The following is a 12718-nucleotide window of genomic DNA, read 5'->3' as shown; positions in this document are numbered from 1 at the left end:
TTTTCGCACGCCTTTCCCTGCAACAGGTGACGGCTATCAGAGGAGAAGTTTTCCTCTCTTTTGCCCGGGGCTATTTATAATTCAGGCGGCGGGGTGAAACCCGATGCGTTTCAGTATGACTATTCTTGCCCTTTAAAGGAAAAATTTTATGGAGCTTTCTGCGCCACTCCTGTTGGTTATCATTGGATTAAGCTCGCTCGTGGCCCAGTGGCTGGCCTGGTTGCTGCGTTTACCGGCCATTTTACCGCTGCTTGTTTTCGGCATTCTCCTGGGGCCGGTCGGTCATGTTTTGCAGCCGGATGCGCTGTTTGGCGCTCTGCTGTTCCCGCTGGTTTCTCTCTCGGTAGCGATCATTCTGTTTGAAGGCGCGTTGACGCTGCGTTTCGACGAGATCCGTGGATTGGGCAAGGTGGTGCGCAATCTGGTCACAATCGGCATGTTTATCACTTTTCTGGCTATCGGCCTCACCTGCTGGCTGCTGCTCGACTTCCCGCCCGAGCTGGCGGCGCTGGTCGGCGCCGTCACGGTCGTCACCGGCCCGACGGTTATCGCTCCGCTGATGCGCGTGGTGCGTCCGAATAAGGCAATTAATCAGATCCTGCGCTGGGAAGGCATTGTGATCGATCCGGTCGGCGCTATTTTCACGCTGCTGGTGTTTGAATTCATTGTGCTACAGCAAAAAGCGGAGTCGCTGACCCATCTCTTCTGGACGTTCGGCCTGACCGTGGTGGTCGGCACCGTCGGCGGCGCGCTGTTCGGCTGGCTGATGGGCGTCGCGCTGAAGCGCGTCTGGCTGCCGGGCTATCTGCAAAACTTTGCGGTGCTGGCCGTTACGCTGACCGCTTTCGGCGCGTCGAATGCTATTGCCGACGAGTCGGGCCTGCTGACCGTCACCGTGATGGGGATCTGGCTGGCCAACATGCGCGATGTGGATTTGAGCGAGATTATCGCCTTTAAGGAGGAGCTGTCGGCGCTGCTGATCTCCGCGCTGTTTATTATTCTGGCTGCCAGGCTGGATCTCGGCGCGCTGCTGGCGATGGGCTGGCCGCTGCTTGGCCTGCTGCTGGTGGTGCAGTTTATCGCTCGTCCGCTCTGTATCGCGCTCTCCACGTGGGGTTCCTCGCTCTCCTGGCGCGACAAGCTGCTGCTGAGCTGGATTTCGCCACGCGGCATCGTGGCGGCGGCAGTCAGCTCGCTGTTTGCGCTGACGCTGGAAAAAACCGGCTATGAAGGCGCCAGCCGGCTGGTGACCGTGGTGTTTGCGGTGATTATCGGCACCGTGGTGCTGCAAAGCCTGACCAGCTCGTTCCTCGCCCGTGCGCTGCGCGTGCAGCAACGGGAGCCGCGCGGTATCCTGATTATCGGCGCGAACAGCGTCGCCCGCGCGCTGGCTGCCGCGCTGCAAAAGCTGGATCTGCCCGTGCTGGTGACGGACAGCAGCTGGGAATATTATCGACTGGCCCGTATGGAAGGCATTCCCGCTTACTACGGCAACGCCTGGTCGGATCATGCCGAAAACTTCCTCGACCTTAGCGAAACGGCCCAGGTGCTTGCCCTGTCGCCCAATCGCCATCAAAATGCGCTGGCCGTTTACCATTTCAGCCATATTTTTGGTAACAACAACGTGGCGGCTATTCGTTCGGGCGCCGCGCTGAAAGGCCGCCGCGACAGTGAAAGCCCGCGCTTTCGCCGTCATGAAGTGCTGTTCAGCCAGGAGCATACCTATGCCCGCCTCAGCAGCCTGCTGGCGAAAGGCGGCGTAATCAAAGCGACGGGCCTGAATGAAAATTTCGGCTGGGAAGAGTATCTGGAAAAGAATCAGAACGCGCTGTTGCTCTTTGTGCAGGACGAACAGGGCAAGCTGAAAATAGGCGACGGCCAGCCGCCCGCGCTGCCCTGTACGGTGATCGCTCTGGTACAAAATGAATCATCGGCCAGTTCCGGGGATTGACAGCAAGGCAATAACCCGGTATTTCTGGGCGGCTAGCTGCGCATCTGATGCGCAGGCCAGAAGAGGCGCGTCGCCCAGGCAGTGTGTTGGAGGAACCGAATCCGTAGAAAACACATCAGGGGGAGCGACGCCGAGGTACAAACCATGCGGTATGGGGCGTATCGGCTACAGGGGCTGAATCCTCTGGGTTGTCACCACGATCGTCCGCCGGGCGGACGATTTGCAAGGTGGAGCGCTTCTGGGTGACTCGTAGTAATCCCTTTTCTACGTCTGCCCCGTTTCTGCTCTTCCCTTGTGCCAAGGCTGATAGATTTTAACCTGACACGAGGTATGTCAAGACATGTCCCAATCATTGATCGTGGCGAAGTTCGGCGGCACCAGCGTTGCCGATTACGCCGCCATGAACCGCAGCGCCGACGTGGTGCTGGCCGATCCGAATGTGCGCGTGGTGGTGCTTTCCGCCTCTGCGGGCGTCACCAACCTGTTGGTTTCCCTGGCGGAAGGCCTGGAGCAGGAGCAGCGTGCTTATCAACTGGATGAGATCCGCCGCATCCAGTACGCCATTGTTGACCAGCTGCCGCATTCTGAAGTGATTCGCGACGAAATCGATCGCGTGCTGGAAAACATCACCATGCTTTCCGAAGCCGCCGCGCTGGCTACCTCAACCGCGCTGACCGATGAGCTGGTCAGCCACGGCGAACTGATGTCCAGCCTGCTGTTTGTAGAGATCCTGCGCCAGCGCGAAGTGGCCTCCGAGTGGTTCGACGTGCGTAAAGTGATGCGCACCAACGACCGCTTTGGTCGCGCAGAGCCGGATGTCGCGCTGCTGGCGGAACTGACTCAGGCACAGCTGGCGCCGCGGCTGGGCGAAGCGCTGATCGTGACCCAGGGCTTTATCGGCAGCGAGCCGAAAGGCCGCACCACCACGCTGGGTCGCGGCGGCAGCGACTATACCGCCGCGCTGCTGGGCGAAGCGCTGCACGCAAGCCGTATCGACATCTGGACCGATGTACCGGGCATCTATACCACCGATCCGCGCGTGGTGCCGACGGCGAAACGCATTGATGAAATCACCTTTGGCGAAGCGGCGGAGATGGCGACGTTTGGTGCCAAGGTGCTGCATCCGGCCACGCTGTTGCCTGCCGTACGCAGCGATATTCCGGTGTTCGTCGGCTCCAGTAAGGATCCGGCCGCTGGCGGCACGCGCGTCTGCAACGAAACGCAGGATCCGCCGCTGTTCCGCGCGCTGGCCCTGCGCCGCAAACAGACGCTGCTGACGCTGCACAGCCTGAATATGCTGCACGCGCGCGGCTTTCTGGTTGAGGTTTTCACCATCCTCGCGCGCCATAATATCTCGGTCGATCTGATTACCACTTCGGAGGTAAGCGTTGCGCTGACGCTGGATACCACTGGCTCCACCTCCAACAGCGATGGCCTGCTGACTCAGGCGCTGCTGACCGAGCTCTCTTCGCTGTGCCGCGTAGAGGTAGAAGAGAATCTGGCGCTGGTGGCGCTGATCGGCAATCAGCTTTCCAAAGCCTGCGGCGTCGGCAAAGAGGTCTTCGGCGTGCTGGAGCCGTTTAACCTGCGCCTGATCTGCTATGGCGCAAGCAGCTATAACCTCTGCTTCCTGGTGCCGGGCAACGACGCCGAACAGGTGGTGCAGGCGCTGCATAAAAATCTGTTTGAGTAAGCGTGGAAGCCGGGCGGAAGCCCGGCTTCCAGATTGCTGACAAGCCTGCGGCGCCCTGCCGTTTTCGCAGCAGCAATGCCGCCTTTATCAGCCCAATGGTGGCCTGATAGCCTGAAGGCTTATTAGCAGCCTTGCCCGCTTTTTTACTTTTCTTGTTTTTCCCTTTCATCGCTTTACTCAGCGAGCGCTTATCTTTTGATCTGGCTCAAGCCAGTCGCTAATAAAGCCGCAGATCCGCCCGCAGACAGCATATTCTCCGTTCCGTTGATTTTCCGGTTGGACAAGCCAGGGATAATCGTGGCGTTAAATCAAATAATGGAGCAAAACATGCGTAGGTTAGTCGCTGAATCGCTGGGAACCTTTGTGCTGGTTCTCGGCGGCTGTGGTAGCGCGGTATTAGCCGCGGCTTTTCCCGAACTGGGAATTGGTTTTGTCGGCGTATCGCTGGCGTTTGGCCTGACCGTCCTGACGATGGCTTATGCCGTAGGGCATATCTCGGGCGGTCATTTTAATCCGGCGGTAACCATAGGCCTGTGGGCCGGCGGCCGTTTTCCCGCGTCGCAAATCCTTCCCTATGTGCTGGCGCAGGTTGTGGGCGGCGCGCTGGCGGCAGGCACGCTTTATCTGATCGCCAGCGGCAAAGCCTCTTTTGACGCGGCAGCCAGCGGTTTTGCCGCCAACGGCTACGGCGAGCATTCGCCCGGCGGTTTCTCTCTGCTGTCCGGCATGATTGCGGAAGCCGTGCTGACCGCTATTTTCCTGATCGTTATCCACGGCGCGACCGACAAACGCGCGCCGAAGGGCTTTGCGCCCATTGCTATCGGTCTGGCGCTGACCCTGATCCATTTGATCAGCATTCCGGTGACCAATACCTCGGTTAACCCGGCACGCAGTACCGCCGTGGCTATCTTCCAGGGCGGCTGGGCGCTGGATCAGCTATGGATGTTCTGGGCGATGCCGCTCGTCGGCGCGCTGGTTGGCGGCCTGATTTACCGCGTTCTGCTGGAGGAAAAAGCGTAACGCCTGCCTGGCGGGCCGCTGCTGGCCCGCCCTTTTCCTGCGTCTTTCCCGCCGCTGTCCGCTCGTCCTTCCTTTCCCATCGGCTAATGCTATGATTCGACGACCGCTTTTCCCCCGTTCCGGGAAAACGGCATTCTGTAATCACAACATAAAAAGGAAGTCTGGCTATGCTCGCCACCGTTACCCGACTGTTCCCGTTATGGGCAGTCCTGCTTTCCCTTGCTGCCTGGTACACGCCAACCCCCTTTCTGGGTATTGGCCCCTGGGTCACTTATTTGCTGATGCTGATTATGTTTGGTATGGGCGTCACGCTGAATATCAACGATTTCAAACGCGTGCTGACCCGACCGGCACCGGTTATCGCCGGCACGTTTTTGCACTATCTGGTGATGCCGCTCGCCGCCTGGGCGCTGGCAAAACTGTTTAAGATGCCGCCGGATCTGGCAGCGGGCATGATCCTGGTCGGCAGCGTCGCCAGCGGCACCGCTTCCAACGTGATGATCTATCTGGCTAAGGGCGACGTGGCGCTGTCGGTGACCATCTCGTCCGTCTCCGCACTGATAGGCGTGTTCGCCACGCCGCTGCTGACTAAGCTCTACGTGGATACGCATATTCAGGTGGATGTCGCCGGGATGCTGCTGAGCATCGTTAAAATCGTGGTGGTGCCGATTAGCATCGGGCTGATTGTCCATCACACGCTGCACGGCGTGGTGCGCCGCGTGGAGCCTTATCTGCCCGCTTTTTCCATGGTCTGCATTCTGCTGATTATTAGCGCCGTCGTAGCGGGCAGTCAGGGCTTTATCGGGTCGGTGGGGCTGGTGACGATAGCCGCAGTGATCCTGCATAACGCTATCGGCCTGCTGGGCGGCTATTGGGGCGGCAAGCTGTTTGGCTTCGATGAATCCACCTGCCGCACGCTGGCGCTGGAAGTGGGGATGCAAAACTCCGGGCTGGCGGCGACGCTGGGCAAGCTTTACTTCTCACCGCTGGCCGCGCTGCCGGGCGCGCTGTTCTCGGTCTGGCACAATCTTTCCGGCTCGCTGCTGGCGGGCTACTGGTCCAGCAAACCCATCAGCAAAAAATAGCGTTTCTCCCCCGCATTGTCGCGGGGGCTTGCGTTATTCCTCATCCCTGGGATCGTCAGGCTGCTCCAGCACGCTGTAGGCAACCGCGCAAAATAGCGAGTTCAACCTTTTCATATCGCCCAGCAGGCCCAGATGCAGCGAACTGGTTTCTATACTCTGCACGTTTTGCTGATGCAGACGATCGACATGCTTATGCGAATAGCGGCGAGTTGTAATGCGGAAACGGTGCTTGGCGCGCCGCAGCCGCTTAGCGCTGGTTACGTCATGTGATAAAAATACCGACAGGCTCAGACGCAGGTTGGCGTTGAGCTGCTCAAGCAGCGCATCCAGTTCCGCCAGGCCCTCCACCGAAAAAGCACGGCGCGCATTCAGCGATTTATCCACCACGTCGCCGCTCATGCGCTCCAGAATATCGCCCGCCATTTCCAGGTTCAGCGCCATTTCGATGATTTCCGCCCAGCGCCGCGAATCCTCTTCCGGGAGATCTTCTTTCGGCATCTGCGCCAGATAGAGTTTGATCGCGGTATAAAGTATGTCAACGTCGTCGTCCAGCCGCCGGATTTCCCTTTCCTCTCGCAGCTCGCCGTGCATCACTTTACTGAAGCTGGTCAGCATCTGTTCCAGCACGTCACCCATGCGCAGCGTCTCTCTTGAAGCGTTCGCCAGCGCCAGCGCGGGCGTATCCAGCGCGCTACTGTCCAGATGTTTCGGCTTCAGGCGCAAATCCGTTTCCGGCTCTTCACGAATAATTCGCTGGCACAGATCGGCCATCAAATCGGCGAAAGGCACCATCACCAGACAGCGGATCAGGTTGTAGAAGACGTGGAAAAAGATCACCAGCTCTTCGTCGTTAACCGGCAGCTTTTGCAGCCAGTCCGCCAGCAGATCGATGAAAGGCAGCACTATCAGCGAGCCGATAAATTTGAACAGCAGACTGCCCAGCGCCACCTGTTTCCCTGCGGCATTGGAGCCGCTGTTGTTCAGCATCGCCAGCAGGCCGCTGCCCAGATTCGCGCCGATCACCAGGCACAGCGCCACTTTAAAAGAGATAACGCCGGTCGCGGTGAGCGTGGCGGTGATCAGCACCGCCGCCAGACTCGAATAGCTGATAATGGCAAATACCGCGCCAATCAGCGAGTCCAGCATTACGTCGCCGGTGAGCGAAGAGAAGATTACCTTAACGCCTGCGGCCTGGGTGATTGGCGTCGCCGCCGCGACGATCAGCTGTAGCGCCAGCAGGATCAGCCCCAGCCCGATGCTGGCGCGGCCAAGCTGCCCGGCGCGCGTCTGTTTGCGTCCCAGGAAAAAGACCACGCCAAAGAAAATAAACAGCGGCGACAGCCAGGAAAGATCAAAGGTCAGGATGCGCGCCATGAGCGCCGTCCCCACGTCCGCGCCCAGTATGATCACCAGCGCGGGCGTCAGCGCCACCAGCTCCTGCGCCACAAACGAAGTCACCAGCAGCGTGGTGGCATTGCTGCTCTGCACCAGCGCGGTGACGCCGATGCCGGCCACAAAGGCCATCGGCTTTTTCGCCACGCTGCGGCTGAGCACGCGGCGGAGATCTGCGCCGTAAACTCGCATAATGCCGGTACGAACAATATGCGTTCCCCACACCAGCAGCGCTACGGCAGAAAGTAAATTAAGCAGGGTCAGCACCGATATTAACCTCACGGATTTTCACGAATAAAAGCTTTAGTCCTGATGAGCGACCGTCGCCTTAAGTTTAGTCGCTCTGGCGAAAAAGCTTTTTTATCAGCGTCATATTATTGAAATGGCATCGCGCGACTGGCGCTGGCTGAAGAGCAGGCGGGAGAAAAGCAGGGCAGATCCTGTTATCTGCCCTCGGCATTGGTCAGTCGGCGTCATAACCCAGGTTTGAGGCCAGCCAGCGCTCAACTTCGCTCACCGACATCCCTTTGCGCTGCGCATAATCTTCTACCTGATCGCGTTGCAGTTGAGCGACCGCAAAATATTTGCTTTGCGGATGGCTGAAGTACCAGCCGGAAACCGATGCGCCCGGCCACATGGCAAAAGATTCCGTCAGCCTCATGCCGGTATGGGTTTCAACATCCAGCAGCTGCCAGATGGTCGCCTTCTCGGTGTGTTCCGGACAGGCGGGATAGCCGGGCGCGGGACGAATGCCCTGATAGTTCTCACGGATCAGCTCTTCATTGCTCAGGTTTTCCGTAGGCGCAAAGCCCCAGATGACCTTACGAACTCGCTCATGCAGATATTCCGCGAACGCTTCCGCCAGACGATCTGCCAGCGCTTTCACCATGATTTTGTTGTAATCATCATGAGCGGCGTCATAGGCTTCCGCCAGCGAATCTTCCTCCAGGCCGCCGGTAACGGCGAACGCGCCCAGATAGTCGGCTTTGCGGCTGGCAGCCGGTGCCACAAAATCGGCCAGGCAGTAGTTCGCAAAGTCCGTTTTTTCCGTCTGCTGACGTAAGTGATGGCTTACTTGCAGAACGTCGCGGCGTGCTTCGTCGCGATAAATATGGATATCGTCGCCGACGCGGTTAGCCGGAAAAATGCCTACTACGCCGCGCGGTGTAAGCGCCTGCTTCGCGCTCAGCTCGTCCAGCATCGCGTTCGCATCGTCAAAAAGCCGTTTCGCCTCAACACCCACCACTTCGTCTTCCAGAATGCGGGGATATTTGCCAGCCAGCGACCAGGTCATAAAGAACGGCGTCCAGTCTATATAGTGCCGCAGCGTTTCGATGTTAGCGCTTACTTCGCTTATGCCCAGCCGGTGCGGCACGGGCGGCGTATAATCTTCCCAGTCCAGCGCCAGGGCATTAGCCCTTGCCGTCGCCAGCGAGACCGGCGGCGTGCGCGGCTTTTTACGACCGTGCTGGATGCGCACCGTTTCATACTCTTTACGCGTGCGGGCCACGAAATCGTCACGCTGCGTGGCGGAAAGCAGCGCTGAAACCACGCCAACCGTGCGCGAGGCGTTTTGCACATAGACCGTTGGGCCGCTATAGTTTTGCTCGATTTTAACGGCCGTATGCGCTTTGGACGTGGTTGCGCCGCCGATCAGCAGCGGCAGCGTAAAGCCCTGCCGCTCCATCTCTTTCGCCACGTTGACCATCTCGTCCAGCGACGGCGTAATCAGCCCCGACAGACCGATGATATCGGCATTTTGTTCTCTGGCGGTTTTAAGAATTTTATCGCCGGGCACCATCACGCCCAGATCGACGATTTCGTAGTTGTTGCATTGCAGCACCACGCCGACGATATTTTTACCAATGTCGTGAACATCGCCTTTTACCGTAGCGAGCACGATTTTGCCGTTGGTGCGGCCCTTCTCTTTGCTCGCCTCAATATAAGGCTCCAGATAAGCCACTGCCTGCTTCATTACGCGCGCGGATTTCACTACCTGCGGCAGGAACATTTTGCCTTCGCCAAACAGGTCGCCGACCACGTTCATGCCCGCCATCAGCGGCCCCTCGATTACTTCAATCGGGCGACTCGCCTTCTGGCGCGCGGCCTCGGTATCCTCTTCAATAAATTCGGTAATGCCTTTAACCAGCGAATACTCCAGCCGCTTTTCCACTTCCCAGCTGCGCCATTCTGCCTGCGGCTTGTTTCCGTCGTCCGCCTTGCTGCCACGATATTTTTCCGCCAGCGTCAGCAGCCGCTCGGTGCTGTCTTCACGCCGGTTAAGCACCACGTCTTCTACCGCGTCGCGCAGATCTGGCGCCAGGTCGTCATAGATGGCCAGCTGACCGGCATTGACGATCCCCATATCCATACCGTTGCGAATAGCGTAATAAAGGAAAACCGCGTGGATAGCTTCACGTACCGGATCGTTGCCGCGAAAGGAAAAGGAGACGTTGGAGACGCCGCCTGAAATCATCGCGTGCGGCAGCTCTCGCTTGATATCTTCACAGGCGCCGATGAAATCCATCGCGTAGTTGTTGTGCTCTTCAATGCCGGTAGCGACCGCAAAGATGTTGGGGTCGAAAATGATATCTTCCGGCGGGAAGCCAACCTCTTCCGTCAGGATCTGATAGGCACGACGGCAGATAGCGATTTTGCGTTCGCGGGTATCCGCCTGGCCGATCTCATCAAACGCCATCACAACCATTGCCGCGCCGTAGCGCCGCACCAGACGGGCATGATGAATAAAGGCTTCGATGCCTTCCTTCATCGAAATGGAGTTAACGATGCCTTTGCCCTGAATACACTGCAGGCCTTTTTCAATCACTTCCCATTTGGAGGAGTCGATCATCACCGGCACGCGCGCAATATCCGGCTCACCGGCAATCAGGTTCAGGAAGCGTACCATCGCCGCCTCCGCATCCAGCATCCCCTCGTCCATATTGATATCAACGATCTGCGCGCCGCTTTCCACCTGCTGCAACGCCACTTCCAGCGCCTCGCTGTACTTCTCTTCTTTGATCAGACGCTTGAATTTTGCCGAGCCGGTAACGTTGGTGCGCTCGCCGACGTTGACGAACAGCGTTTCAGCGCTGATGTTCAGTGGTTCAAGACCGGAAAGACGACAGGCCACGGGCAGATCCGGCCGCTGGCGAGGCGTAACGCCCTCTACCGCGGCGGCCATTGCGGCAATATGTGCTGGCGTAGTACCGCAGCAGCCGCCGACGATATTTAAAAAGCCCGATCGCGCCCATTCACCTATCTGCTCCGCCATAATGTCCGCGTCCAGATCGTATTCACCAAAGGCGTTAGGCAGGCCCGCATTGGGGTGCGCGGTCACGTAGCTTTCCGCAATGCGCGACAGCTCCGCCACGTACTGACGCAGCTCGTCCGGCCCCAGCGCGCAGTTCAGGCCGAACGACAGCGGCTGCGCATGACGCAGCGAATTATAAAAAGCTTCGGTAGTCTGTCCCGAAAGCGTACGGCCGGATGCATCGGTAATGGTGCCGGAAATCATCAGAGGCAGCGTAATGCCCTGCTCGTCAAATTCGCTTTTTATCGCGAAAATGGCCGCTTTGGCATTTAACGTATCGAAAATGGTTTCGATCATAATAATATCAACGCCGCCCGCCATCAGTGCCTTTGTTGATTCACGGTAGGCTTCGACCAGCTGATTGAAAGTGATATTACGGAAGGCAGGATCGTTAACGTCCGGCGAAATCGAGCAGGTGCGGTTAGTTGGCCCTAAAACGCCTGCAACATAGCGTGGTTTTTCTGGCGTGCGGGCCGTCCAGGCATCGGCGCACTCACGGGCCAGCTTTGCGGCGGCAAAGTTGATTTCCGCCGACAGCGAGGCCATATGGTAATCCGCCATCGCAACAGGGGTGGCGTTGAACGTGTTGGTTTCCAGAATATCTGCGCCCGCCTGTAGATAGGCGTGGTGAATGTCGCTTATCACATCAGGCCGCGTCAGCACCAGCAGGTCGTTATTACCCTTTAAATCGCTCTGCCAGTCGGCAAACCGCTCGCCGCGAAAATCCTCTTCGCTCAGACGATAGCTCTGGATCATGGTGCCCATGCCGCCATCCAGCACCATGATGCGTTTTGCCAGCTGCTGATGCAGCGCTTCTGTTCTGTTGCCCACTGTTGCCTCTTTCTCACCTGCGGCACGATGCCGGCAATCCATACTGGCACAAGTTTTCATCACGTAGAAGCATCCGACTGGCGGTCTGGCAAAACGCCCTGCGCTACTATTCCAGCGTTGGGTTCATATGACGCAGATCGAACGGCGTGATCTGGTAAACGTAGTAGTTCAGCCAGTTTGAAAACAGCAGGTTGCCGTGGCTGCGCCAGCTGGCTCGAGGCGGCAGTTCCGGGTTGTCCTGTGGGAAGTAATTACAGGGTACCTCCGGATGCAGCCCGGCTTCGTAGTCACGATGGTATTCGCCGGACAGCGTCAGCGCATCGTATTCCGGATGGCCGGTGACGAAAGCCAGACGCTTGTCTTTGCTGGCGAACAGGTAAGCGCCCGTCTCTTCTGATTCGGCAAAAATTTCCAGATCCGTGTAATCGCGCAGCAGGTGCGTCGGGAAATCCGCATAGCGTGAATGCGGCGCCAGAAAAGTATCGTCGAAGCCACGCGTTAACAGAGCGTGCGGATGCAGAATACGATGCTCATAAACGCCCGATAATTTTTTATCACGCGTTTGTTTAGGGATGCCGTACAGGATATTCAAAGCAGCCTGCACCGCCCAGCAAACAAAAAGCGTGGAGGTAACGTGCTCTTTAGCCCAGTGGAGAACGCGCTGGATCTGCGGCCAGTACGCCACATCGTTAAAATCCACCAGGCCCAGCGGTGCCCCGGTAACGATCAGACCATCGTAGTTATTGTCCTGAATATCCTCAAAATTACAGTAAAAGTTGTTCAGGTGCTCCACAGGCGTATTGCGTGACTCGCGGCTGTCGACGCGCAGAAGTTGAATATCTATTTGCAACGGCGAGTTAGAAAGCAGGCGTAAAAACTGGTTCTCCGTCTCGATTTTTTTAGGCATCAGATTCAAAACCAGCACTTTTAACGGGCGGATTTCCTGAGTGCTGGCCCTTGTAGAGGTCATCACAAATACATTTTCATTACGCAGAAAATTCACGGCTGGTAATTCATCGGGTACCCTAATCGGCATCGTTTACTTCCTCGGCTAACCATTTATACGTTTAGACATCCAGACAGCCAAAGATAGCGGGTCAGGCGCTGAAAGTCGAGATGAGATGAAGTAGTTGAAAATGTTTCATCACAGACGCAAAGGTTAAAGAATATACCGGATGACGGAAATATAAGCGTAAAAAGGGAATGCCAGGCAGGAAGTGAGAGGGGAATAAAGCCTGTAGCTCTTGAATCGGTTACTAAAAAGTTTCCCGGCCCACCAACGCAAAAAACCCCGACCGTGAGGTCGGGGCTGTTGCAATTTGATGCCTGGCAGTTCCCTACTCTCGCATGGGGAGGCCCCACACTACCATCGGCGCTACGGCGTTTCACTTCTGAGTTCGGCATGGGGTCAGGTGGGACCACCGCGCTAAAGC

General features: G+C 57.6%; 7 protein-coding genes, 1 rRNA gene and 1 riboswitch. Of the genes, 4 read left to right on the top strand and 4 right to left on the bottom strand.

Annotated elements, in window-relative coordinates:
• The first annotated feature begins 148 nt into the window (after positions 1 to 148).
• The 4 genes from AB3U87_RS10110 (at position 149) to panS (ending at position 5749) form a co-directional block, all read left to right on the top strand.
• On the top strand, positions 149 to 1951 hold the full coding sequence (locus AB3U87_RS10110) for a cation:proton antiporter (protein ID WP_253456233.1): 1803 nt from the start codon (positions 149 to 151) through the stop codon (positions 1949 to 1951).
• Between the two features lie 52 nt (positions 1952 to 2003).
• Positions 2004 to 2197: riboswitch (Lysine riboswitch) on the top strand.
• Between the two features lie 94 nt (positions 2198 to 2291).
• Positions 2292 to 3644: a lysine-sensitive aspartokinase 3 gene (gene lysC, locus AB3U87_RS10105; protein WP_253456236.1), complete on the top strand. Its 1353-nt coding sequence runs from the start codon at positions 2292 to 2294 to the stop codon at positions 3642 to 3644.
• Positions 3645 to 3971: 327 nt separating this feature from the next.
• On the top strand, positions 3972 to 4664 hold the full coding sequence (aqpZ, locus tag AB3U87_RS10100; protein ID WP_253456239.1) for an aquaporin Z: 693 nt from the start codon (positions 3972 to 3974) through the stop codon (positions 4662 to 4664).
• Positions 4665 to 4831: 167 nt separating this feature from the next.
• A complete protein-coding gene (gene panS / locus AB3U87_RS10095; RefSeq protein WP_394148919.1) occupies positions 4832 to 5749 on the top strand; it encodes a ketopantoate/pantoate/pantothenate transporter PanS in 918 nt (305 codons plus the stop codon).
• 33 nt (positions 5750 to 5782) lie between these two features.
• Here the strand turns inward: panS and AB3U87_RS10090 are convergent, their stop codons facing one another.
• The 4 genes from AB3U87_RS10090 to rrf form a co-directional block, all read right to left on the bottom strand.
• The gene (locus AB3U87_RS10090) at positions 5783 to 7408 is read right to left on the bottom strand and encodes a Na/Pi cotransporter family protein (protein WP_253461156.1); all 1626 of its coding nucleotides are present in this window, start codon (positions 7406 to 7408) and stop codon (positions 5783 to 5785) included.
• A gap of 196 nt (positions 7409 to 7604) precedes the next feature.
• A complete protein-coding gene (metH, locus tag AB3U87_RS10085) occupies positions 7605 to 11285 on the bottom strand; it encodes a methionine synthase (RefSeq protein WP_394148918.1) in 3681 nt (1226 codons plus the stop codon).
• 106 nt (positions 11286 to 11391) lie between these two features.
• Positions 11392 to 12321 (bottom strand): homoserine O-acetyltransferase MetA, encoded by a 930-nt coding sequence (gene metA / locus AB3U87_RS10080; RefSeq protein ID WP_253456254.1) that lies wholly within the window; start codon positions 12319 to 12321, stop codon positions 11392 to 11394.
• A 288-nt stretch (positions 12322 to 12609) separates the two neighbouring features.
• Positions 12610 to 12718: ribosomal RNA gene (gene rrf / locus AB3U87_RS10075) — 5S ribosomal RNA — on the bottom strand; the annotation flags it as partial.

Source organism: Erwinia plantamica (assembly GCF_043420595.1).
GTDB lineage: Bacteria > Pseudomonadota > Gammaproteobacteria > Enterobacterales > Enterobacteriaceae > Erwinia > Erwinia aeris.
This window is presented reverse-complemented; position numbering and strand designations above follow the sequence as displayed.